This is a genomic window from Rhizobium tumorigenes (assembly GCF_003240565.2).
GTDB lineage: Bacteria > Pseudomonadota > Alphaproteobacteria > Rhizobiales > Rhizobiaceae > Rhizobium > Rhizobium tumorigenes.
Genome location: NZ_CP117255.1, coordinates 974,621 through 998,943, shown reverse-complemented (window position 1 = coordinate 998,943; position 24,323 = coordinate 974,621). Strand labels below are relative to the sequence as shown.

Sequence of the window (24,323 nt, the reverse complement as noted above, 5' to 3'; positions counted from 1 at the left end):
GCCTAAAGCCTGATGAGATCGAGCTCCTTGCCGATCTCGCGGGTGGCGATATCGACGACACTCATTTCATGGGTGAAGAGAATCGTCTGGAACCGATCAGCCGTACCGCAAAGAGCCTTGAGGCCCGATGCGGTGCGGTCATCGTCGAAGGTCTGGAAAATGTCGTCGACAATCAGCGGCGCCGGCTCGTTGCGGGCCGAATAGTCCTCGAGGAAGGCAAGCCGCAGAGCAAGGTACAGCTGGTCGCCGGTGCCTTCGCTGAGGCCGTCGAGCGGCACTTTCTCGCCACCCGTCCGCTCCGCCTGCAGCTGCAGCTCGTCCCTGTCGTCATACAGCTGCACCAGGCGCGAAAAACGACCCCCGGTCAGCACCGAGAACAACTCCCCTGCCCGGCGCATGACAGGGTCTGCCTGACGCTCGCGATAGGTTTCCATGGATGACGCCAGCAGGCTCGATGCCAGCTTGAGCACCAGCCACTCGCGGGCGAGCGCCTTGGCCTCCGCCTCCGCCGCGTATTTCTGGAAGACCGCCAGCTCCGCACCCGCACCGTTCTCGAGCAACTGGCGGTGCCGCTGGTTTTCCGCGAGCCGCACGTTCAGGTCGGCAAACCGGCTGAGCTGGGTCTGGTCCCGGGTCGCAAGCTGCTCGATTTCAAGCTCCGCCACGACCCGATCGAAACCGGAGAGGCCGGCACGGACATTCGCCTCGTCCTGCCCGTTTGCCTGCAGTACAAACCGTGCCCGACTTTCAACCAGCCGGCTTTGCAGGCGACGGCGTTCCTCGAGCCGCGCCAGAAGTGCATCGAGGTCATGTTCACCCGGCACCTGCATCGAAAGGGCTGCGAGTTCCGCCTCGACTTCCTCCAGATCCGACCGGCATCGTGCCAGCCGCCATACGGCCTGCTGGCGGGCCTTTTCCAGAGCCGCCCGGCGCTGGTCGCCGGCATTGGCCGTCACGGCACGCTCGTGCAGCGCTTCCGCGGCGGCATCGGGCGCAAGCGGCTTCAGGTCCGGCGCGATGGCGTTCACGAGATCCCGTACAGCGTGCTCGAAAGCTGTCGTATCGCGCTGCATGCCGCGGACGCGGCGGCGACGGTTTTCGCGCTCCGTCAGCGTTTCCGGCAGCGACTTCCAGATCTCGATCGCCGCCTCCGCCATATCGACCGTGGTGCCTTCCGGTAACCCTATCGCCAAGGCGGCGTTGGCAAAGGCTGCCTCGAATTTGGCGATGGAGATGTTGATATCCGACTGGCGCTGTTCGAGACCGGCGATGTTTTCCCGCGCCGCAGCGCGCTTGCCCTCGAGCGACCGGCTATCGGTCCAGCGCTCGGCTATCATCTCGATGTGTCGCGACAGGCCGCGAGCCAGCGCCGATGGCGCAAGGGAGGCGGTGGCGCTGTATCCGGTCGCATCGGCGAGGTCTGCAAGCACCGGTCCGAGCCGCGCTTCCTTGCGTTTCAGTTCAGCCAGTTCGTCCCTGATGTCGTTGAGGGTTTCGCGCTGCCTGGAGAGAGCGTCGACGGCGCGGCGCCAGTCGATCATGCGGTCCGGCGACAACGGTTTGACGCCGGCCGGCTCGAACAGCTGCCGGTATGTTTTACGCGTCGCTTCGAGCGCCTTGTCTTTGGTAAAGCTCTCGGACCGTGAGGCCTCCAGTTGTGGCTCGAGTTCGGCCTGCCGCAGACGTAGCTGCGTGTGGCGCGAGACGCGGTCGGCGTTGGCCAGCGCCAAATCGGCCAACCTGTCGGCTTCGCGAATTGCCTGCGACACCACTTCTGCATCATCCTTGGTAGATTTCGGTGCGGCAGCGAAGGATTGCCAAACCCCGTCTCTAGTGGTGCGCGCTTCGGCGATCTCTTCGCGGGTGACGATCGAGCCCTCGTGCTGCATACCGGCAATCTTTGCGACGATCTCGCTGGCTTCGTTCTCCAGCGCCGCCAGTCGGTTGGCAGCATCCCGGCTATCGGCCTCGGCCTCTGCCAGGGTGTCGCCCTGCTTGGCGAGTGCGGCGATATCCGGCAGGGGAACGGACAGCAGCCGCTCGAGGTCGTCTATCGCAGGCGACATTCGAGCGGTGGCCGCCTCGAGGTCTCCCTCCAGACGCTCCACCTGAACGGCAACGGCATCCAGACGCGATAGTTCAGACAGATCGGGCTGCAGAACGGTCATCTGCTCCTGATAGGGCTTGGGGTCGATGAGCCTGCCGCTCGCCGCTGTCTCCTCAAGGCGCCGCGACTGGTCACGTGCCTCGGCCAGTCTTTGGCCGACATCCGAATGATCGCGCTGCAGGGCGATGCCCTCGCTGGTGAGCCTGCGGATGCGCGCAAGTTCCGCGTCGCTGGGCTGAACGCGCTCGACCTCGGCCACATCGCTGAGGCCAAGCCTGCGCGCAAACTGCACCAGACGGGCGTCGAATTCATCGATCTCGCCCGACACGCGCTGCATGTCCTTGGTCTTGGAACGATAATCGGCTGTCTCGGCGTGGCGCGCCATGATCGCCGGCGCCGCTTCCCGTGTCGCCTCATCTACAGGGGTGGCGCTGATGTCGTCGGCAATGCGGTCCATCTCGGCATCGGCAACGCGGATCGCAGCGTCGACCGCCTGACGACGCGCCAGCGCTTGCGCCAGCTCCGTTGCAAAAGCCTGCGGCAGGGCGGCAAGGTCGACGAACTCGGCCAACCGATCCTGTTCGGCATCGATTTCCGCCAGCACCGGCTCCAGCGTTTTCAACATGGTCAGGCGGTCCAGGGTGTGCCTGGTCTCCTGTCGTTCCGCCTGAAGTGCTGCCAGCTGTGCCTCGATATCGGCAGCGTCGGCCAAAAGCCGTTTCCAGTCGCCGGATTTCAGCTCGCTGTCTCGCTCGGCGCGCTTGGCCTCGTCATGGCGCTCGAGCACTTGGTAGAACGACCGGTCCTTAGATTTTCGCGGCCCGAAGATGAGATCGGCCTCATTCTCCAGCGACTGCTTCAGCTGTGTCAAGCCGAGCAGACCGGAGGCCGCCGAAAACAGCAGGCTGCCGATCTCGCCGCCACCTTTCAGCATCGCGGCAGCACCACGGCGCAAGCGATCGGAATTCAGCCCGAAGGCACGCTCGAAAACATCACGGTTGAGACTGCCGATAAAGGCTGCAAGCGCATCCTCCGGCAAGGCGATCTCTGCGGCGTCTGCCGACAGCAGCGTGTTCTTGCGGCCGCGACGGCGGCGGAAGGCAAGGCTCTGGCCGCCTTGGCTGACAATTTCGGCGCCGACACGCAAGGTATTGGCCTCGTGCAGAAAACTGTATTCGGCAGCCGTCGGAAAACCGAACATCAGATCGGAGATAGCAGCCAGAGCCGACGACTTTCCGGCCTCGTTGGGCCCGTAGATGATGTGCAGCCGCGCGTCCGGCCGGAATGTCAGGGTGCGGTCTGTGAGTGCGCCGTAGCGCAGGATTTCCAGGCTCTTGAAACGCATCGGCTAGACTGCCCCTCCGGACCGGGCAACCAGCAGGTCGCGGGCTTCGGCCAGCAGCGATTGCAGGTCGACGTCCAGCGGCTGTTCCTGGGCGCCGAGACCGCCCGGCAGCTTGGCAACGATTTCCGATAGACGAGCCTCAGCCTCCGAGATCACGACCGGCGGCAAGTCTGACACGGACGGGATCAAGGCGTCCAGGTCCAGCCCGGCAGTTGCGCCGGCGGTGACAGCGCGACCTGCCGGATCCTCAAGCCTGATCTCAAGCTTCTCCAGCCAGATGTCGGCGTGCGCACGATGGCAGGCTGCCTGTACTTCGTCTTGAAAATCCTGGCGGCTTGAGATGATCGCCTTGCGGACGTGGCTTTCGCCGGAAAGCCGTATGCGCAGCGCCAGGATGCGCTCCTCCATATCATCGACCAGCGGCTCGACTGCCTGCTGGATGCGACGCAGGATCGCCTGTTGGTCGTCATCGACATCGACGACGACCGAGAGTTCGCCGAAGCGCGCCTCGTCGACAATGATCCGGGTATGGCTGATCATACCATCCTCGACACTCACCAGCAGCGCGCCCTTTGTACCGCATTCGCGGATGCTTCGCCCCTGTAGGTTGCCGGGAAACAGGATCGCCGGGTTTTCAGCCAGCAGTTCGTACTCGTGAACATGGCCGAGCGCCCAGTAGTCGTAGCCGCGCGAGCGCAGGTCGTCTAGCGAACAGGGGGCATAGTTGGCATGCGGCTCGCGGCCGGTCAGCGAGGTGTGCAGCACGCCGATGTTGAACCAGCCGGGGACCGCGGCCGGATAACCGAGCGCCAGGTTGTCGGTCGCCGAGCGGTCGGCAAAGCCCTGCCCGTGCAGCGCGACTTTCAGGGCCTCCAGCTTGAACGTGCCGGGTTTGCCAGTCGGGAACTGGTGGACGTTATCCGGCAGAGTGATCGTCCGGGTGATGACACTCTCGGCGTCGTGGTTGCCCTTCAGCAGATAGACGGGGATTCCAGCCCGCTCCAGCCGCGCCATTTCGCGATTGAAGAACAACCCGATCTTGTTGTCCTTCCAGTCGCCGTCATAGACGTCGCCGGCGATGACGAAGAAATCCACCCTGCGCTCGACCGCACGATCGACCAGCGTCGAGAAAGCCTTGCGGCTGGCATCGACGAACACAGCTGCAATGTCGGCATCCTTCAGTGCCAGCCCCTGGAAGGGACTGCCAAGATGCAGGTCGGCGGCGTGGATGAAGGTGAATGAGGACATGCGCTCCAGACAGCAAAGGCGTCGAGCGCCTTTTTTAAGCGTCTTCGGCAGCGAATGCTATGGCGGCAAGGTGCTCGTCCCGAGGTTTTCCAGCCAATTAAAAGCCCGGTATTTATTGCGCCAATCCGTTGCCGCGATCAGGCCGCCAGCTGCAGAGACCTCACCAGCCCGCCAAACTGTTTGCGCGCTTCGGCAAGCGTTGCCGCTTCTGCGATGGGCGCGTCGATGACATCGCGAAGACTGCCGACAACCCGTTCGGCGGCGCATCTTTCGCATGAGGTTGCGGCCGAACTCTCAACAATTTCGGTAGCAAGCCGGTACATTTGCCGGAAGCTTGTGACGTCACTGGCGATACCAAGCCAATCTGGGCGGGCTTCAGTCATTTACATTCCTAATGTATCACATACACAGACGAATGAACGTTCCAAAGCCATCGATCGACAGGGACGTTTTGAGGTGTGGTTAACCCTGCCTTAACCACAGCCTATCTTAGCGCGCAGTCACTGCGGCTTTCAACTCGTCGGCTGGAAGATAGCGAGTGTACCGAAACCAACCAGAAGACCGACGTATTCTGCTATCCGCAATGCTCAGCCGGCACCACACTGATGTGTTCTATGCCGGGATTTCGACCGTGAACGAAAAGCGTGCGGTCGCTGCCGGGGCGAGGATATTCGAGTATGGCCGGTCGGCGAGTTCCTTCGAGCCGTCGATCTTCGCAGCCGTGCCATGCCAGGGTTCGACGCAGAGGAACGGGGCACCGGGTTTGGACCACAGCGCCAGGTTCGGGAGATTTTCGAAAGCGAAACGAAGATGTGGCCCGCCTTCCGCGCCATAGGTGAGCCCCTGCCCTGCGCCCTCTGGAAAGATCATCGCATCCGCATCAAACATTGCATGATCGAGCTGCAGATGGCCGGCCTTGAACGGCGATGGAAGCGTGCCGGGCTTTACGAGACCGCCCTGGAGCCTCACCAGCGCCGGTTCGGCGCCGTTATCGAGTGTGACCCCGTGTGGCTGCCCTTCGCATCCCGGCAGCGGCCAGACGAAGGCCGAGTGGAAGCCGAGGCCGAACGGCATCGGCGTATCGCCGAGATTGCTGACTTCGGCAGCAACCGTAACCGCCCGCCCCGCGATCCGATGCTCGACGGCGAGCCGGAATTCAAAGGGGTAAACCGCCCGCGTTTCTGCCGAGGCTGCAAGTTCGTGCCGGCTCATGGTCGCCGTAGATGCTGCGAGGACAAACTCGCTGCGCCGGGCAAAGCCGTGCTGCCCCATGGGATAGGTCTTGCCATCGATCGTCTGCTGGTCGTCAGGAGCCCTGCCGACGATCGGAAACAGGATCGGCGAGCGACCGGTCCAGAACGCGGCATCTCCATTCCAGAGATAGGAGCGCCCATCACCTGATGTCAGCGCCTGCATTTCGGCGCCGAGAGACGAAATGTCCACGGTGAGGAATTCGTTGGAAAGGCGGACGGGCGTCGGCATGGCGGATCCTCATCACTTCGAGTCGAGGCTGAGCTTACCGGGGTCACCACGGGATTTCCAGCGAGCAGACGAATTTCGCGGCGCCTACCACGACCTTGGTTGCCGCGCCGCACCCCGCCTCTATCTGCGTTCCGATCATATACACGGTCTGCTTGCTGCAAACGAAGCCGCCTGCTACGCCGACACCCATCCACCGGAGGAGGAATACCATGAGATACCATCCATTTGGACGCACACCATTCATCGTCAGCGACGTCGGTTTCGGCGCCTGGCAGATCGGCGGCGCCTGGGGCGACGTCAGCGAGGCCGATGGGCGGGCCGCATTGAACGCAGCGCTCGATGCCGGCATGACCTTCATCGATACCGCTGACGTCTATGGCGACGGCCGCTCGGAAAAAATCATCGCCGAAGTGTTGAAGACGCGTGGCGGCGAGCGGCCGATGGTCGCGACCAAAGCCGGCCGGCGGCTCGATCCCCATGTTGCGGACGGCTACACCAAGGCCAACATCGAGGCCTTTATCGACCGGAGCCTGAAGAACCTTGGCGTCGACAGCCTCGATCTCGTGCAGCTGCATTGCCCGCCGACGGAAGTCCTCTATCGGCCTGAGGTCTTCGAGGCGCTTAGCGCCATGCAGACGAGGGGCAAGATCAAGGGATATGGCGTCAGCGTCGAAAAGGTCGAAGAAGCACTGAAGGCGATCGAATTCCCGGGCGTCGTCAGCATCCAGATCATCTACAATATTTTCCGCCAGCGGCCGTCCGACCTGTTTTTCGCGGAGGCACGACGCAGGAATGTTGCCGTCATCGCCCGCGTGCCGCTGGCAAGCGGCCTGCTCTCCGGCAAGATCAGCTCCGCCACGGCATTCGCTGACGACGATCACCGCAAATTCAACCGCAACGGCGAGGCCTTCGATGTCGGCGAGACCTTTGCCGGCGTGCCGTTCGAAGTCGGGCTGCAGGCTGTCGAGGAGGTCCGCAAGCTGGTGCCGGAGGGAACGACAATGGCGGCCTTCGCGCTGCGCTGGATCCTCATGAGCGACGCCGTGACGGTGGTCATTCCGGGGGCTAGAAACGGCGAGCAGGCGAAGGCGAATGCCGCCGCAGCCGATCTGGCGCCGCTATCGGCCGACGTCATGGCGGCCACGCGCGACGTCTACGACAGGCTCGTCGCGCCGCACGTGCATCAGCGCTGGTAGAACAAAAAAGGGTCCGGCAAAAACCGGACCCTCTTTACAAGCGCCGCCAGCATGGATCGCCGTGATCCGGCCGGCAAAGCGAAATCAGCTGTTAACGGATTCCTTCAGGCCCTTGCCGGGCGTGAACTTCGGCACGTTGCGAGCCGGAATATCGACTTCAGCGCCGGTCGACGGGTTACGACCCTTGGACGCTGCACGGTGAGAAACGGTGAAGCTACCGAAACCGGCGAGACGAACGTCGCCACCGCTCTTCAGTGCGCCCTGCACAACCTCAAAAACAGCGTCAACAGCGGATGCTGCATCAGCCTTGGTGATGCCGGCTTTCTCGGACACAGCAGACACGAGTTCATTCTTGTTCATGTTTCCAACCCTTTCTTCGGTATGAAACGACTCAATCGTTAAGCCGGGCGCAGAATACGTAAGCTCTGGCCCGTCGCAACCCAAAAGCCCTGCAAAGCAAGGAAAAGCAAGCATTCCTGCGTTGTTTTCACAGAAAAGGCCGGCGATTAAGCCGGCCTTTTTGGTGAATTATGTCAATTCGGCACAAGTATGGCAAAAGCCAACATCAATGCGCAATTGCGTTACCAAAGTCATCGACTCCTTCGACGGTCGCAATCAGCGGCGTTTCGATCGATCCGTCCCACTCGATGGCCACAGGCTGGCGTATCAGCGCATGCTTGATCACCTCGCCCATGCGCGATACCGGAATGATCTCCATACCGTTCTTGACGTTATCCGGGATCTCCGCCAGGTCCTTGGCGTTTTCTTCGGGGATAAGCACCGTCTTGATACCCCCGCGCAGGGCAGCCAACAGCTTTTCCTTCAAGCCGCCAATCGGGAGAACCCGACCGCGCAGCGTGATCTCACCAGTCATGGCCACATCCTTATTGACGGGGATGCCGGTCATGATCGACACGATGGCGGTTGCCATAGCGACCCCTGCCGACGGACCGTCCTTCGGCGTTGCCGCTTCCGGAACGTGGACGTGGATGTCCGACTTGTCGAAGCGCGGCGGCTCGATGCCGAAATCGACGGCGCGCGAACGGACGTAGGACGCCGCTGCTGAAATCGATTCCTTCATCACTTCCTTCAGATTGCCGGTGACCGTCATCCGGCCCTTGCCCGGCATCATCACGCCTTCGATCGTCAGCAGCTCGCCACCGACTTCCGTCCATGCCAGACCGGTCACAACGCCGACCTGATCCTCGCGTTCGGCTTCGCCATGGCGGAAGCGCGGAACGCCCAGATACTGGTCGATATTGTCTGCGGTCACGGCAACGGAGGTTGCCTTGCCCTTGATGATCTCAGTGACCGCCTTTCGGGCGAGCTTCATCAATTCACGCTCGAAGCTGCGGACGCCGGCCTCGCGGGTGTACTGCTGGCTGATCGCCATCAGGGCATCGTCGCTGACCGAGAACTCGTGCGGCTGCAACGCATGCTCCTTGATAGCCTTCGGCAGCAGGTGCCGCTTGGCAATTTCGCGCTTTTCGTCCTCGGTGTAGCCGGCAATACGGATCACTTCCATGCGGTCCATCAAAGGCGCAGGGATATTCAGCGTATTGGCCGTCGTGATGAACATCACGTCCGAAAGATCGTATTCGACTTCCAGATAGTGGTCCTGGAATGTGCCGTTCTGCGCCGGATCGAGCACCTCAAGCAGAGCCGAAGACGGATCGCCGCGGAAATCCTGGCCCATCTTGTCGATTTCATCGAGCAGGAAGAGCGGGTTGGACTTCTTGGCCTTCTTCATCGACTGGATGACCTTGCCGGGCATCGAGCCGATGTAGGTGCGGCGGTGACCGCGGATCTCGGCCTCGTCGCGGACGCCGCCGAGCGCCATGCGGACATACTCGCGGCCGGTCGCCTTGGCGATCGACTGGGCAAGCGATGTCTTGCCGACGCCAGGAGGACCGACGAGGCACAGGATCGGGCCCTTCAGCTTCGAGGAACGGGCCTGCACGGCGAGATACTCGACGATGCGCTCCTTGACCTTGTCGAGACCGAAGTGATCGTCCTCGAGGATCTTCTCGGCAGCGGCGAGATCGGTCTTGACCTTGGACTTCTTGTTCCACGGAATGCCGAGCAGCCAGTCGAGATAGTTGCGCACGACGGTGGCTTCCGCCGACATCGGGCTCATCTGCTTGAGCTTCTTCAACTCCGCATCGGCCTTTTCCTTGCCTTCCTTGGAAAGCTTGGTCTTGTTGATGCGCTCTTCCAGTTCGGCCATCTCGTCACGGCCTTCCTCGCCGTCGCCAAGTTCCTTCTGGATCGCCTTCATCTGTTCGTTCAGGTAGTACTCGCGCTGGGTCTTCTCCATCTGGCGCTTGACGCGCGAGCGGATACGCTTTTCGACCTGCAGGACCGAGATCTCGCCTTCCATGAAGCCGAGCGCCTTTTCCAGGCGGCCCTTGACGCTGGTGGTTTCCAGCATCTCCTGCTTTTCGGTGATCTTGATCGAAAGATGCGATGCGACGGTGTCGGCCAGCTTCGAGTAATCCTCGATCTGGCTAGCAGCGCCAACAACTTCCGGCGAGATCTTCTTGTTGAGCTTTACGTAGCTTTCGAACTCGGAAACGACCGAGCGGCTCAGCGCTTCAAGCTCTACCTGGTCTTCGACCGGCTCTTCGAGAGCGTGGCCCATGGCCTCGTAGAAGTCTTCGCGATTGGTGTAGTTATCGATCTCGGCACGCGAGCGGCCTTCGACGAGAACCTTGACGGTTCCGTCCGGCAGCTTCAGCAGCTGCAGCACGTTGGCGATCGTGCCGATCTTATGAATGGCTTCCGGCGCGGGGTCGTCGTCGCTGGCATTGATCTGGGTGACGAGCATGATCTGCTTATCGGAGCCCATGACTTCTTCCAGAGCGCGGATCGACTTTTCGCGGCCGACGAACAGCGGCACGATCATGTGCGGGAAGACCACGATATCGCGCAACGGAAGTACCGGATAGGCGGTGCTCTCGTGTGCAGCAGACGTTTTCTTCGACATTTCAATTCCTTTCCATCGTCCCGTTTCCGGGATAAGCGCCGGCAGTATTCAGTGCGCCAGCCTCTCTCACTTGATGTAGAAGTGGAGTTTCACCTTGGCAATTTCAAGCCATCCCGACTGCCGGCCGGGGCAGATGTGACAGGCTTATTACAACGATCAACGCAAAACAAATCGGGCTTGTCCGGCGCCTCGCCTTTCTGCCATGTCCACCGGTACGGAACGGAATGGCTGATGCGAGAACGCTCGAAGAATCACGCCATCATGGCCGCCGGTGATCTCAAGTGCAACGGCTACGCCGGATCAGTGACCACCATATTCAAAAGTCTAACAGCAAACTGCATGGTATTTCAAACAGAAAGGGGCCCGTCACCGACGAGCCCCTCAAGATTGCTACACTATTGCGTCAGACATCAGGCCGACACATTGGCCTTCTCATCGGGCCGATCAGCATAGATGTACAAAGGCCGAGCGGAGCCGCGCACGACTTCGTCTGAAATCACAACTTCACGAACACCTTCAAGTGCCGGCAGGTCGAACATCGTGTCGAGAAGGATCTTCTCCATGATCGACCGCAGGCCACGAGCGCCGGTCTTTCGCGTGATTGCCCGGCGGGCGATTTCGCGAAGAGCGTCCTCGTGGAAGTTGAGTTCCACGTCTTCCATCTCGAACAGCCGCTGATACTGCTTCACCAGCGCGTTTTTAGGCTCGGACAGGATCTGGATCAGGGCATCGGCGTCGAGGTCTTCCAGCGTCGCCAAGACAGGCAGGCGGCCGATGAATTCCGGGATCAGGCCGAACTTGACCAGGTCTTCCGGCTCGAGTTCGCGAAGCACTTCACCGACGCGACGATCGTCCTGCGACTTGACCGAAGCGCCGAATCCAATCGAGGTCTTCTCGCCACGCGCAGAGATAATCTTGTCAAGACCGGCAAACGCACCGCCGCAGATGAACAGGATGTTGGTCGTGTCGACCTGCAGGAACTCCTGCTGGGGATGCTTGCGCCCGCCCTGGGGAGGCACGGAAGCGACTGTGCCTTCCATGATCTTCAGCAACGCCTGCTGCACGCCCTCGCCCGACACATCGCGGGTGATCGACGGGTTGTCGGACTTGCGCGAGATCTTGTCGACTTCGTCGATATAGACGATGCCGCGCTGGGCGCGCTCGACGTTGTAGTCGGCAGCCTGCAGAAGCTTCAGGATGATGTTCTCGACGTCCTCACCGACATAGCCGGCTTCCGTCAGCGTCGTGGCATCAGCCATGGTGAAGGGCACGTCGATGATCCGGGCGAGCGTCTGGGCAAGGTAGGTCTTGCCGCAACCGGTCGGGCCAACGAGCAGGATGTTCGACTTTGCCAATTCGATGTCGCCATTCTTCGAAGAATGCGCCAGCCGCTTGTAATGGTTGTGGACGGCGACAGAGAGGATCTTCTTTGCCTGGCGCTGGCCAATCACGTATTCGTCGAGGACCTTGATGATGTCCTGGGGCGTGGGAACGCCGTCGCGGGACTTGACCATCGAGGATTTGTTTTCCTCGCGGATGATATCCATGCACAACTCGACGCATTCATCGCAGATGAAGACGGTCGGTCCGGCGATAAGCTTCCGGACTTCGTGCTGGCTCTTGCCGCAGAAAGAACAATACAGGGTGTTCTTGGAGTCACCGCCGTTGCTGCCGCTGACTTTGCTCATATCACTTTCCTTCCAGCACGCCGCATTTCCAAATCGAAATGGCGGTCCACTCTCTGCGCTCGCCTGCGCCACTCCATGGACTGGAGCTTAGCCGGTGCAGGCGCTCCTAGGGGTACTGAACGTGGTCCGCACACTGCACGGGCCACGGCGGCAACGAATTCCCCGTCGAATCCGAACGCCATGTCATAAAATCAAAACATAGCGTTAAAGCCTACTATTAGCTTCTTCTACCGCAGTTGAAACCCCCTCGTTGATCACAAATGGGATAGAACTGTGGCTTGGAAGACACCGCACCGTGAATAATCACGCTTCGGCGTCTGATTCCATTTCGGCGCGCGACGTCAGGACCTTGTCGACCAGACCCCAGTCCTTGGCCTCTTCGGCGGTCATGAAGTGGTCGCGATCGAGCGTCTGCTCGACTTCCTCATAGGTGCGGCCGCAATGCTTTTCATAGATTTCATTCAGGCGGCGCTTCATCTTGATGATGTCGCGTGCGTGGCGCTCGATGTCCGATGCCTGCCCCTGGAAACCGCCGGAAGGCTGGTGAACCATGATGCGGGAATTCGGCGTGGTGAAGCGCATGTCCTTGTGCCCGGCCGCCAGCAGCAGCGAGCCCATCGATGCCGCCTGACCGATGCACAGGGTCGAGACGGCCGGCTTGATGAACTGCATGGTGTCGTAGATGGCCATGCCGGCGGTCACGACGCCGCCCGGAGAATTGATGTAGATCGCAATCTCCTTCTTCGGGTTCTCAGCCTCGAGGAACAACAGCTGCGCGCAAACGAGCGTCGCCATATGATCTTCGACCTGACCCGTCATGAAGATGATGCGCTCTTTCAGAAGGCGCGAATAAATGTCGTAGGACCGTTCGCCCCGATTGGTCTGCTCCACAACCATGGGGACCAGAGCCATTGCGGTATCGACTGGATTTCTCATGTGCGTCCTCTGTCAAACTTGCCCGGCGGCGAAATACCGGGAATCGAATAAAATCGTCACCCCTACATAGAGTGTCACCGCCCTGTACTTCAAGACGCGCCAGAGGATAACGTCAAGAAGCGGATGCGAATGAAGTTCACGCTGCAGTTACGGCTCTTTGTCACAGATGGCTATTAATGCGGCGTTACGCCAGAGGGCGCCCACAGCTTTTCGACGTGGCAGAGTGAAGAAACGATGAATGTTGGATCCCGGCCCTCCGTATTGACGCAACCGTACCGCGATTGCACCGCCGCTGGGCGTAATTTGCGGTCCGCGTTAACCGGCTGGCCAGTTTCTTACGACATGGTGCTGCGCGAGATGGAGTTGCGCAGCCTGTGTTCAATATCACGACGGGATTGACGATCTGGTGTTCGGAAGCGACGACGCTTGCCGTCGTCTTGTTCTTCGCCTGGCGCAGCGACCGCAGATCGTCCTTCTACCTGCTCTGGTCCATAGGCTTCGCCTCGCGCGCCGTCGGCTATGCTCTGATCAGCCTCCAGGGCCTGATGCCCAATATTCTCACAATCGATCTCGGCAACCTACTCACCTTTCTCGGCCAGAGCGCCTGGATCGCCGGCTTCAGCCTGTTCGACAAGCGCCGGCCGGAGTGGACTGCGCTGCTGCCGCCGGCCATCTGGCTGATCGGCATCAGTCTTCCCTGGGTGCATGACGATCTCGCCAACCGCGTTGTTCTTTTCCTGCTGGCAAGTGCTGCCAGCGCGACCCTTCTTGCCGCAGCTGTCCGTCCGGTGACCAGCCGCCCCGAGGCAGCCCGCATGCCGCTGGCTTTCGTCCTCATGACACTTGCCTCCCTGTGCTTCGTCATCGCCCTCTCTGCAGTCGTCTTCCGGCCCTCGCCAGAGGCGGCCCTCACCTACCGCACCGTCACGGTACTCGTGAATGCATTGCTGATCACGATCGGTGTCGTGCTGACCGGCCATGTTCTGGTCCAGCGGTCGCAGCGACGCTGGCGCGCATTGTCGCTGAACGATTCGCTGACCACGGCCTTCAACCGACGCGGGTTGCTGGAATTCTTTGGGCTTCTCAGACGGGAGACGACGTCTCCCTCTCGTCTGATTGCCGCCCTATTGTTCGATCTCGATCACTTCAAGAGCATCAACGACCGCTATGGCCACCAGACAGGCGACCAGGTGCTTTGCGAATTCGTCACCATCACGCGAAAGTGCCTTCCACGCGGGGGTGCCCTCGGTCGCATGGGCGGCGAGGAATTCATGGCTTTCATCACCGTGACAGATCAGACGGAAGCCGAAGCAGTGGCGGAAACGATCCGCAGCGAATTTTGCCGTACGCCATTGCAGATCGAGGGTGCTGCCGTCAGTGCCAGCGTCAGCGTCGGCGTGGCACTTGCCACTGCCGAGGCTGCAGACTGGGACAAGCTCACCGGGGCTGCCGACCGGGCGCTTTATGCCGCCAAGCGAGCGGGCCGCAATTGCACGGTGGTATTCAGCGAGGCTGCTACCGAAACCGCAAATAGTGTGTCGAGCGAACAGGAAGCCGGCGAGCTGGTGCCGACTGTCGACGACCAGATCCAGGCACTGCAGCGGATCGGCACGCTGGCGCGAAGCTAGGATAAAGGGGCTCCGACGCGCTTCCCGTGCGGGCCGGTTTGGGCTAATGCCAGTATCATGAAGATCCCTCCCATGCTCCGTATCGATCCTGCCACCCGCCACGTTTCTCTCGATGGCAAAGATCCTGCATTCTACACCAACCCGAATGCCGTCTACGCGGCGCTGCACGAGCAGTGTCCCACGTTCTACTGGCAGGAGCAGAAGCTCTGGACGGTCACCGGCTACGACCACGTGAACGGTCTTTTGCGGGACCGTCGCTTCGGCCGCCAGATCCTGCACGTCGCCAGCCGGGCCGAGATTGGCCTCGCCGAACCGCTGCCCCATCTACGCAACTTCGATGCCGCCGAGCTGCATTCGCTGCTGGAGATAGAGCCGCCGGAGCACACGCGACTGCGCACGCTGATCAATCGGGCCTTCGTGTCACGCCACGTCGAGAAGATGAAGCCGGAAATTGCAGAACTGGCAAACCGGCTGATCGACAATTTTGCCGGGAATGGCGAAGTGGAGTTGCTCACGGCTTTTGCCGACATCATCCCGGTAACGATGATCGCCCGGATGATCGGCATTCCCGACGAGATGGGGCCGCAACTGCTGAAGTGGTCGCATGCCTATGTGCGAATGTACATGTTCGGCAGGACGCGTGCCGACGAGGATGCCGCAGACACGGCCGCAAAGGAATTTGCCGACTATGTCAGATCGGTGATCCGGGAGCGGCGCGCCGAACCCCGCGACGACCTGCTGAGCCACATGATCACCACGGAACACAAGGGCCAGTATCTCACCGACGAGGAACTGGTGTCGACGACGATCGTGTTGCTCAACGCCGGCCACGAGGCAACCGTCCACCAGATAGGCAATTCGGTTCGCGTCATCCTCGAAAGCGGCCTGTCCCCGAAGACGCTGTTTGCCAACGAAGCCACGACCGAGCGCACGGTCGAGGAAACGCTCAGGCTCTGCGCGCCGGTGCACATCTTCCAGCGGTGGGCACTGGAGACTGCCGACATCGATGGCGTCACCTTCCAGCGCGGCGACAAGGTGGCGATGATCCTTGCTGCCGCCAACCTCGACCCGAAAAAGTTCTCCGACCCGCTGACATTCAAGCCCGACCGCCGCGAAGCGCCCAACCTCTCCTTCGGCGCCGGTATCCATTTCTGCATCGGCGCACCGCTCGCCCGCCTCGAGCTCAATATCGCGCTGCCGATCCTATTCGAGCGGCTGCCGGGATTGCGGCTGGCAAAGACGCCTGTGGTCAAGGACGTCTATCATTTCCATGGACTGGAGCGGCTGGATTTGCGCTGGTGAGCGGGATTTTAGCTACCCGCTAATGTTTATTCTCGGCCGCGAAGATCCTGCCCGAGAGATCGTCCACTTTTACTGAAACATCGGCGATATTTCCCTCGATACGCATCAGGGAGTTCTCCAAGACAGAGTGGACGTGCGTTATCGCACCGCCTACCTCCATTTTGATCATCAACTCGAGATCGTCGCGTAGCTCCATGTAACGCCTATCGCTGCGGTTCAGATAATCGTATGTTTGAACGCATAGTGTCCGGATGTCGGCCACCTCTCTGCGAAGACCGCGCATCTCATCGTTGTTCTTCTGAACGAGTTTGGCGATCAACCCCAGGTCGATATTGTCTTCTACCATTACCATGATCCCGATTTGCGTAGATGATAACGCAGCGCGACTGAAATGCAACCTGCAGCATTTTCGAGGACGAGTGCACAGTGTTGACGACTGGCTGCAAAATCCAAACAAAAAATGGCGCCCCTTGCGGAGCGCCATTTGCAATACGATACAGGCAGATATCAGCCGTAGCGGCCGGTGATGTAGTCTTCGGTACGCTTGTTCTTCGGCGCCTGGAAGATCTGGTCGGTGGCACCGTATTCGATCAGGTCGCCGAGATACATGAAGGCGGTCTTGTCGGAGATACGGCTGGCCTGCTGCATGTTGTGCGTGACGATGACGATGGTGAAATCGCCCTTCAATTGCGCAACCAGTTCCTCGATCTTGGCAGTCGAGATCGGGTCGAGTGCCGATGTCGGTTCGTCCAGCAGCAGTACGGATGGCTTCACGGCGATGGCGCGGGCGATGCAGAGGCGCTGCTGCTGGCCGCCGGAAAGTCCGAGACCGCTCTGGTGCAGCTTTTCCTTCACTTCGCCCCACAGCGCGGTGACGGTCAGCGCCTGTTCGACGCGCGCATCCATCTCAGCCTTGGAAATCTTCTCGTAGAGGCGGATGCCGAAGGCAACGTTTTCATAGATCGACATCGGGAACGGCGTCGGCTTCTGGAACACCATGCCGACCTTGGCGCGCAGATCGTTCAGGTCGACGTCCTTGCTCAGGATGTTTCGACCGTCCAGCAGGATCTCGCCGGAAGCCGTCTGGCCCGGATAAAGATCATACATGCGGTTGAAGGTGCGCAGCAGCGTGGACTTTCCGCAGCCCGAAGGACCGATGAACGCCGTTACGGCATTCTTGCTGATGCTCATGTTCACACCCTTCAGAACGCGATGCCCGTTCTGATAGGTGAAATCGAGGTTCTTCACATCAAGCTTTGGAAGGTCGCCGATATCCGAAGTGGAAACTGCGCCCTTGCCCGACTGTGCATTAACGCTCAGGAAGTTGTTGTCGCTCATGTTCATGGTCTTGTTCCTATCGTTCGGCGGCTGCGTCACTGGCGGCGCCCACTCAGAAAACGGGCAATGATATTGAGGGCCAGAATGGCGACAGTGATGATCAGCGCGCCTGCCCAGGCCAATTGCTTCAGATCCTCACCGGCATCAGCGGCCAGCGTATTGATGGCAACCGGCAGCGTGGCGATCGGACCGGTCAGCCCCCCCTGCATGAACTTGCTATAGCCGGCCGTAAACAGCAGCGGCGCGGTCTCGCCACTGATACGGGCAACGGCCAGCAGGATGCCGGTCAGGATGCCCGACCAGGCAGACTTGTATATCACAGTCGTCATCGCTTTCCAGCGTGGCGCGCCAAGCGCAGCCGTTGCTTCGCGAAGCGAGTTCGGCACCAGCAGAAGCATGTCCTGCGTCGTGCGGTTGATGACCGGAAGGGCGATCAGCGCCAAGGCGAGGATGCCGGCGATGGCGGAGTTCCCATGCATAGGCACGACCACGACACCGTAAACGAAGACGCCGATGATGATCGAGGGTGCCGAGAGCAGGATGTCGTTGATGAACTTGGCGACCTCGGCAAGCTTGCTGCCGTTGGCGAATTCTACCAGGTAGGTGCCGGCGAGAATGCCGATCGGTGCAGCGAGCAGGGTCGCAAGGCCGGTCACGATGAAGGTACCGTAAATGGCGTTCAGCAGGCCGCCGCGCGAGCCCTGAGCCGGGATCGACATCGTAAATACGTCGAGGCTGAGTGCCGTGACACCTCGATAAACCAAGGTCACGAGGATCACGCTCAGGAATAGTATGCCGAGGACAGCGGCGAGAAACGACAAGGCCATCATGACCTGGTTCGTCATTTGGCGGCGAGAGATGATCCTCTGACGAATTGCGTTTTCCATGGCTTTCTTCCTCAAAAAGAGTCGACGCGGCCGATCATCCATCTCGCGACTGCGAGCACGCAGAAGGAAAGGACGAACAGGAGCAGGCCGAGTGCCATCAGGCTCGAAAATTGCAGACCGTCGGCGTCGCCGAAATTGTTGGCGATCTGGGCGGAAATGGTAGTCGATGGCGAGATGATCGATGACTGCAGGCGGCTAACGGAGCCGACGACAAAGGTAACGGCCATCGTTTCGCCGAGCGCGCGGCCAAGGCCGAGCATGATGCCGCCGACCAGACCGCGACGTGTGTAAGGTATGAGGATATTGCGTGCCACTTCCCAGGTGCTCATGCCCATGCCGTAAGCGGATTCACGCAGCATCGGCGGCACGGTGGTGAAGACGTCGCGGGCAATCGCAGTGATGAACGGCAGGATCATGATGGCCAGCACAAGGCTTGCCGTCAAAAGGCCGACGCCTGGCGCAGGCGGCTGGAACAGCAAGCCGATCAACGGCACCTGGCCAACGGTCATCATAAGGAAAGGGAGAACATAGGTCTGCATCAGCGGCACGATCATGAAAAGACCGACGATGCCGTAGATGATCGAAGGAACGCCGGCAAGGAGCTCGATGGCGGTGCTGATCGGGCGTCGCAGGCTGCCGGGGCAAAGCTCGGTCAGGAAGATGGCAATACCGATACCCAGGGGAACTGCAATCAGCATGGCGATAAGCGAGCTCACCAGCGTACCGACCAGGGCGGGCACCGCGCCATAGATCTCCAATGGAGCGCTCCACCTCGTGCCCCAGAGGAACGAGAAGCCGAAGGCCTGGAAGGTTGGCAAAGCATCCAAGACGAGAACGGTCAGGATCGCCAGCAGAAGAAGCACGACAAAAGAAGCCGAGCTGAGCGTCATGAAATAGAAAATCCGATCCTGCGTCCGGAATTTTCTGGTGACGGCGGAGGTTTCCATGGTCTGGAATCCAGCCGTCTGGGTCGCATCAGCCATCGCTTTCTCCTTGTCCTGTCATTAAAGGCGGACAGGGCAATACCCTGTCCGCCGCCAGTTTTCAGTCAGTACAGATTACTTGGTGCCGAAATCTTTCTTCCAGGACTCTTCCACGACCTTGGCAACCGATTCCGGAACAGCAAGGTAGGACATGTCAGTGGCCGACTTCTGGCCCTTCTCGTAGGCCCACTTGAAGAACTTCAGGGCTTCCGCGTTGGCAGCAGGATCGGCAGGCTTCTTGTAAAGCATGACCCAGGTAGACGCTGCAATCGGCCAGCTGTTTTCGCCCGGCTGATTTGTAAGGATCAGGTTGAAGTTCTTGGCATGTGCCCAATCGGCGTTCGAAGCAGCAGCCTTGAAGGTTTCAAGGCTAGGCTCGATAACCTTGCCGGCAGAATTCTTCATCTTCGCGAAACCGATGTGGTTGGCAACGACGTAGGAGTATTCAACGTAGGAGATCGAACCAGCCGTCTGGTTAACGGTGGTCGAAACGCCTTCCGAACCCTTGGCGCCGAAGCCGACCGGCCATTCAACAGCCGTGTTCGAGCCAACCTTTGACTTCCAATCCGGCGAAACCTTTGAGAGGTAGTCGGTGAAGTTGAATGTCGTGCCAGAGCTGTCAGCGCGGTAAACGACGGAGATCGCCGTGGAAGGCAGCTTTACGTTGGGGTTGAGAGCCTTGATGGCAGCATCGTCCCACTTGGCAATCTTGCCAAGGAAGATGTCGGCAAGAGTGGCGCCATCGAGAACCAGTTCGCCCGGCTTTACGCCTTCTACGTTATAGGAAACGACGATGCCGCCGGAGATCATCGGGAACTGGGCAATGCCGTTCTTCTCGAGATCGGCGTCGCTCATCGGCTTGTCCGAAGCGCCGAAGATGATGGTCTTGTCGAGGAGCTGCTTGATGCCGGCGCCCGAACCAACCGACTGGTAGTTGACGGCGTTGTTGGTTGCAGCCTTGTAACCCTCGGCCCACTTGGACAGAACCGGAGCGATGAAGCTCGAACCAGCGCCGGTGATGTCGGCAGCCATGGCCGAAGCCGTCATGGTGACGACCAGGCCTGCGCTCAGGCAGAGGGTGCGGATTTTCAAATTCAACATAAGGGTCTCACTTCCTTGAGTGATGATCGGATGGCGGGCGGAAGGGAGCCACAAACGGACCGTCCATCGATCCATCACGGCCGCCTCTTCCGGCGACATGGATGGCTCTATAGTTGCAATGTTTCAGTTTGATGACAGTTTGATGATGGCCAAATGACACGGTTTTCAGGGCGTGCGCGGCGGCGCTGGTACGGAATGCAGACAGCGCCAACGGGGCTGTTAAGTCAGCGGCTGCCGCTCGTCATGGGTGCAAGAGCCATCATCGTCTAGTATACGCACCAGCCCGCAGGCCAGGCGCTCGCCTAAAGCCGCACCACATAATCCTTGCGAGTCGTTTCAACCACTTCCCAGCTTCCGCTGAAGCCGGGCTTCAAGACCATGCGATCGCCCGCGCGAAGATGATGCGCCTCGCCGCCATCCTCTGTCACGATCGAGTATCCGGACAGAATGGAAAAGTATTCCCACTCCTCATAGACAACGCGCCACGATCCCGGAGTCGCCTCCCAGATGCCGGCGTAAACGCCACCCTCGGCCTCGTCGAGACTCCATGTCCGAAACTGTGGGTTGCCGGAAAGTACGCGATCGGCGGCAGGCACGCCGATTTCTGGAGCAGTGGCAGTGGCGTCGAAGCTGATGGCGTTGGTCATCGAAAGTCTCGCATCTGATCGTGGTGACAGCTCTGCCTTTAGCACAAGAGCATCGAGGGCGGGGAATAGAGGAAGGAAACTGCCCTGCTTCTTCAACACGGCAGTTTCCGATGGCGATGACTGCTCCTAGACCTTAGCCAACGCCTGATCCAGATCCGCGATGATATCCTTCACATCCTCGATGCCCACCGACAGCCGGACGACGTCGGGGCCGGCACCTGCGGCTGTCTTCTGGTCGTCGCTCAGTTGCTTGTGGGTGGTGGACGCAGGGTGGATGACAAGCGATCGGGTGTCGCCGACATTGGCGAGATGCGAGAACAGTGTCAGGCTCTCGACGAAGGTCTTTCCGGCCTCGTAGCCGTTCTTCAGGCCGAAGGTGAACACGGCGCCGGCGCCCTTCGGCGAGTAGCGTTGCTGCAGGGCGTGGTTGGGATCGTCGGCAAGACCGGCGTACTTGACCCAGGCAACCTTTGGGTGCCGCTTCAGCCAGCCGGCGACTTCAAGCGCGTTGTCGCAATGGCGTTGCATGCGCAGAGGTAGCGTCTCGATGCCCGTCAGGATCAGGAAAGCGTTGAAAGGCGCAATCGATGGACCCAGATCTCGAAGGCCGAGCACCCGGCAGGCAATCGCGAAGGCGAAGTTGCCAAAGGTGGCATGTAGCACCATGCCGTTATATTCGGGGCGCGGCGCCGACAGCATGGGATAATGTCCGGATGCAGACCAGTCGAAGGTGCCGCCATCGACGATGACGCCGCCCATCGAATTGCCATGGCCGCCCATGAATTTTGTCAGCGAGTGCACGACGATATCGGCGCCGTGTTCGAGCGGACGGATCAGATAGGGGCTAGCCAGCGTATTGTCGACGATCAGTGGTAGCCCGTGGCGGTGGGCGACGGCGGCGATGGCTGCAATATCGATGAACGTACCGGCGGGATTGGCAAGGCTCTCGATGAAGATGGCACGGGTGCGATCGTCGATCTGGCTCTCGAAACTCTCGGGCTCCAGCGGGTCGGCCCAGCGCGCCTGCCAGCCGTAATTCTTGAAGGCATGGCCGAACTGGTTGATCGAACCGCCGTAAAGCTTGGTAGCCGCAACGAAATTGTTGCCCGGCTGCATGATGGTGTGGAACACCAGAAGCTGAGCCGCATGGCCGGATGCCACCGCCAGCGCCGCCGTGCCGCCTTCAAGTGCCGCGACGCGCTCCTCGAGCACGGCCTGTGTCGGGTTCATGATGCGTGTATAGATGTTGCCGAACTGTTGCAGCCCAAACAATGCAGCTGCGGCATCAGCGTCACTGAAGACGTAGGCCGTTGTCTGGTAGATCGGCGTCGCGCGGGCGCCGGTCGTCGGGTCGGGCTGTGCGCCGGCATGGATTGCCAGCGTGTCGAAGCCCGGATTGGTGGTCGCCATAATAGTCCTCCCTCAAAAACTTACGGGCGACCATAGCGCGACGGCGATGCATATTCATCGCGATCTTTTCTCAATCCCACCTAAAGCGGAGAAAATCCTACCTTCGAGGAGGAGTGGATCATGCCGCAGCAAGCCTCGGGATCTCGATTGCCGGGCAGCGGTTCATGACCACCTTCACGCCGGCCGCCTCGGCTTTTTCTGCGGCCGCATCGTCGCGGATATCCAGCTGCGACCAGATGACCTGCGGCTTGGCCTGGAGCGCCAGCGCATCGTCGACGACGGCATCCAGATATTCCGGCGCACGAAACACATCGACCATATCGACGGGCTCGGGAATGTCGGCGAGCTTGCCGAACACCGGCTGGCCAAGGATTTCCTTGCCGACCAGGCCGGGGTTGACCGGGATCACGTGATAGCCCTTGGCTAGCAGATAGCCCATCACCCCATTGCTCGGGCGTGCAGCGTTGGGTGACGCGCCGACCAATGCGATGGTCTTCACGTTTTGCAGAATGTCGGCGATATAGGAATCGTCATAACGGTCGTGGTTCATTGCTGACACCTCCAGCTTCGATCACAGTTATGTTTTTGTCGTATCCAGCGGAAACTAGCTTACCGCTTCCGCGTATATAGGCATGAACCGAACCTGTGAGGACAGTCTCATGCGAAAAATCATCCTACTCGCCGTTTTGGCGGCATCGATGGCGACACCTGCGCTCGCGATCAATCGCTATAACTCCATGTCATACAGCTGCTCGGCGGCGCAGGCATTGATCGGCCGCGAGCGCGCGGTGATTTTCCGTCACCCGGCGGAACGCACAAAAAATTTGACGCTTTACGACCGCTATGTCAGCGACCGAGGTGCCTGCAACTTCGGCGAATATGCATTTGAGGACACGCTGCCGACGAAGGACACCAAAAACTGTCCCGTGTATACCTGTCACTCGACAAGCGAATTGGATGACGACGAGATCTTACCCGGTCGCTGATGTCAGCACGCGGTCGTCCGGGCGCTGCGAGACCGACGAGCGACCGCAACTGACAGTGGTCGCGCGCAAGCTGAATTGGGCGGGATGATATTCTACTAATTGTCCCTTTTTGGACGCTTTTTGTTCTGGTATCCATCAGCAACATCTTATAGTTGCTCCGGATTTTTCGCTACCGTTTTTGGTGCATTGCAACATTGTGACATTGCATGTGCAGGGCATGTGCCTACTCGTCTCGCAAGGCGAAGCCATCTTCTCGACGCACTGGCTATGCCGGCTTTCTCGAGAGGAACCAGCCGAAGCGCGCTTTTGAGGTAATGATCAGCATGAGCTTCAGTGAGACCGTCATTCAGAAGGTGCGAATTTTGCGGTATTATAATACCCCATAGCTAGATCTTTGATATCGTTGACCATTTTTAACGAGCTCTCAAATAGCCAATCTTGACCTGAGATGGGCTTTCCCCTACAAGCCGCAGCAGAAACGCAGCCTTTCCGGGCTGCTTTCTTTTTGGCCGGGCCAAGCCTTTCCAATTCAAGCAACAAGAAACGCCCTGACCTTCGGGTTCTGGGTCCTAAAAGAGAGTATACAACATGGCAACCTTCTCCCAGAAGCCTGCAGAGGTGGAGAAGAAGTGGATCATCATCGACGCCGAAGGGCTCGTCGTTGGTCGTCTCGCTTCTGTTATCGCAATGCGTCTGCGTGGCAAGCATAAGGCTACCTTCACTCCGCACGTCGACGACGGCGACAACGTCATCGTCATCAATGCCGAGAAGGTCGTCTTCACCGGCAAGAAGTACGAAGACAAGGTTTACTACTGGCACACCGGTTATGCCGGCGGCATCAAGGAGCGTACCGCTCGCCAGCTGATCGAAGGCCGCTTTCCTGAGCGCGTTCTCGAAAAGGCTGTCGAACGCATGGTTCCGCGCGGCCCGCTCGGCCGTCGCCAGATGAAGAACCTGCGCGTCTACACCGGTTCCAACCATCCCCATGAAGCGCAGCAGCCGACCGTTCTCGACGTCGCCGCGCTGAACAGCAAGAACACAAGGAGCGCCTGA

At 60.0% G+C, this 24,323-nt stretch carries 22 protein-coding genes; 5 read left to right on the top strand and 17 right to left on the bottom strand.

What is annotated here, in order from left to right:
* Positions 1-2: 2 nt before the first annotated feature.
* The 5 genes from PR017_RS04940 to PR017_RS04920 form a co-directional block, all read right to left on the bottom strand.
* Complete coding sequence (locus PR017_RS04940) at positions 3-3,452, bottom strand: ATP-binding protein (RefSeq protein ID WP_111220569.1); 3,450 nt, start codon at positions 3,450-3,452, stop codon at positions 3-5.
* A 3-nt stretch (positions 3,453-3,455) separates the two neighbouring features.
* On the bottom strand, positions 3,456-4,700 hold the full coding sequence (locus PR017_RS04935; RefSeq protein WP_111220568.1) for a metallophosphoesterase family protein: 1,245 nt from the start codon (positions 4,698-4,700) through the stop codon (positions 3,456-3,458).
* 137 nt (positions 4,701-4,837) lie between these two features.
* Positions 4,838-5,083, bottom strand: coding sequence for a hypothetical protein (locus tag PR017_RS04930; RefSeq protein WP_111220567.1), 246 nt, complete (start codon positions 5,081-5,083; stop codon positions 4,838-4,840).
* A 229-nt stretch (positions 5,084-5,312) separates the two neighbouring features.
* Complete coding sequence (locus PR017_RS04925) at positions 5,313-6,182, bottom strand: aldose 1-epimerase family protein (protein WP_111220566.1); 870 nt, start codon at positions 6,180-6,182, stop codon at positions 5,313-5,315.
* 43 nt (positions 6,183-6,225) lie between these two features.
* The gene (locus PR017_RS04920; protein WP_154677470.1) at positions 6,226-6,393 is read right to left on the bottom strand and encodes a hypothetical protein; all 168 of its coding nucleotides are present in this window, start codon (positions 6,391-6,393) and stop codon (positions 6,226-6,228) included.
* Between PR017_RS04920 and PR017_RS04915 the strand changes: the two genes are divergently transcribed.
* Positions 6,392-7,378 carry an aldo/keto reductase gene (locus PR017_RS04915; RefSeq protein ID WP_111220565.1) on the top strand — a complete coding sequence of 329 codons (987 nt, stop codon included), beginning with the start codon at positions 6,392-6,394 and terminating at the stop codon, positions 7,376-7,378. The two genes, PR017_RS04920 and PR017_RS04915, sit on opposite strands and share 2 nt — an antisense overlap.
* Before the next feature lie 84 nt (positions 7,379-7,462).
* Here PR017_RS04915 and PR017_RS04910 read toward each other — a convergent pair whose 3' ends face one another.
* The 4 genes from PR017_RS04910 to clpP form a co-directional block, all read right to left on the bottom strand.
* Positions 7,463-7,738 carry an HU family DNA-binding protein gene (locus PR017_RS04910; protein WP_111220564.1) on the bottom strand — a complete coding sequence of 92 codons (276 nt, stop codon included), beginning with the start codon at positions 7,736-7,738 and terminating at the stop codon, positions 7,463-7,465.
* 205 nt (positions 7,739-7,943) lie between these two features.
* Positions 7,944-10,364 carry an endopeptidase La gene (lon, locus tag PR017_RS04905; RefSeq protein WP_111220563.1) on the bottom strand — a complete coding sequence of 807 codons (2,421 nt, stop codon included), beginning with the start codon at positions 10,362-10,364 and terminating at the stop codon, positions 7,944-7,946.
* Between the two features lie 410 nt (positions 10,365-10,774).
* On the bottom strand, positions 10,775-12,052 hold the full coding sequence (clpX, locus tag PR017_RS04900) for an ATP-dependent Clp protease ATP-binding subunit ClpX (protein WP_111220562.1): 1,278 nt from the start codon (positions 12,050-12,052) through the stop codon (positions 10,775-10,777).
* Between the two features lie 303 nt (positions 12,053-12,355).
* Complete coding sequence (gene clpP / locus PR017_RS04895; RefSeq protein WP_111220561.1) at positions 12,356-12,988, bottom strand: ATP-dependent Clp endopeptidase proteolytic subunit ClpP; 633 nt, start codon at positions 12,986-12,988, stop codon at positions 12,356-12,358.
* A gap of 374 nt (positions 12,989-13,362) precedes the next feature.
* On the opposite strand from clpP, the gene PR017_RS04890 reads away from it, so the two are divergent.
* Complete coding sequence (locus PR017_RS04890; RefSeq protein ID WP_111220560.1) at positions 13,363-14,616, top strand: GGDEF domain-containing protein; 1,254 nt, start codon at positions 13,363-13,365, stop codon at positions 14,614-14,616.
* Positions 14,617-14,673: 57 nt separating this feature from the next.
* Entirely contained in the window at positions 14,674-15,918 is a 1,245-nt protein-coding gene (locus PR017_RS04885) for a cytochrome P450 (RefSeq protein WP_111220559.1), read from the top strand.
* A gap of 19 nt (positions 15,919-15,937) precedes the next feature.
* Here PR017_RS04885 and PR017_RS04880 read toward each other — a convergent pair whose 3' ends face one another.
* The 8 genes from PR017_RS04880 to PR017_RS04845 form a co-directional block, all read right to left on the bottom strand.
* Positions 15,938-16,264, bottom strand: coding sequence for a hypothetical protein (locus PR017_RS04880; RefSeq protein ID WP_133255593.1), 327 nt, complete (start codon positions 16,262-16,264; stop codon positions 15,938-15,940).
* A 161-nt stretch (positions 16,265-16,425) separates the two neighbouring features.
* The gene (pstB, locus tag PR017_RS04875; protein ID WP_111220557.1) at positions 16,426-17,262 is read right to left on the bottom strand and encodes a phosphate ABC transporter ATP-binding protein PstB; all 837 of its coding nucleotides are present in this window, start codon (positions 17,260-17,262) and stop codon (positions 16,426-16,428) included.
* Between the two features lie 29 nt (positions 17,263-17,291).
* A complete protein-coding gene (gene pstA, locus PR017_RS04870; protein WP_111220556.1) occupies positions 17,292-18,143 on the bottom strand; it encodes a phosphate ABC transporter permease PstA in 852 nt (283 codons plus the stop codon).
* Positions 18,144-18,154: 11 nt separating this feature from the next.
* Positions 18,155-19,126 (bottom strand): phosphate ABC transporter permease subunit PstC, encoded by a 972-nt coding sequence (gene pstC, locus PR017_RS04865; RefSeq protein WP_111220555.1) that lies wholly within the window; start codon positions 19,124-19,126, stop codon positions 18,155-18,157.
* Positions 19,127-19,201: 75 nt separating this feature from the next.
* Positions 19,202-20,227 (bottom strand): phosphate ABC transporter substrate-binding protein PstS, encoded by a 1,026-nt coding sequence (gene pstS / locus PR017_RS04860; RefSeq protein ID WP_111220554.1) that lies wholly within the window; start codon positions 20,225-20,227, stop codon positions 19,202-19,204.
* Between the two features lie 302 nt (positions 20,228-20,529).
* Positions 20,530-20,874 (bottom strand): cupin domain-containing protein, encoded by a 345-nt coding sequence (locus PR017_RS04855; RefSeq protein ID WP_111220553.1) that lies wholly within the window; start codon positions 20,872-20,874, stop codon positions 20,530-20,532.
* A 126-nt stretch (positions 20,875-21,000) separates the two neighbouring features.
* Positions 21,001-22,284 carry an O-acetylhomoserine aminocarboxypropyltransferase gene (locus tag PR017_RS04850; RefSeq protein WP_111220552.1) on the bottom strand — a complete coding sequence of 428 codons (1,284 nt, stop codon included), beginning with the start codon at positions 22,282-22,284 and terminating at the stop codon, positions 21,001-21,003.
* A 118-nt stretch (positions 22,285-22,402) separates the two neighbouring features.
* A complete protein-coding gene (locus tag PR017_RS04845) occupies positions 22,403-22,834 on the bottom strand; it encodes a CoA-binding protein (protein WP_111220551.1) in 432 nt (143 codons plus the stop codon).
* 109 nt (positions 22,835-22,943) lie between these two features.
* On the opposite strand from PR017_RS04845, the gene PR017_RS04840 reads away from it, so the two are divergent.
* On the top strand, positions 22,944-23,270 hold the full coding sequence (locus PR017_RS04840; protein WP_111220550.1) for a hypothetical protein: 327 nt from the start codon (positions 22,944-22,946) through the stop codon (positions 23,268-23,270).
* Positions 23,271-23,858: 588 nt separating this feature from the next.
* The gene (gene rplM / locus PR017_RS04835) at positions 23,859-24,323 is read left to right on the top strand and encodes a 50S ribosomal protein L13 (RefSeq protein WP_111220549.1); all 465 of its coding nucleotides are present in this window, start codon (positions 23,859-23,861) and stop codon (positions 24,321-24,323) included.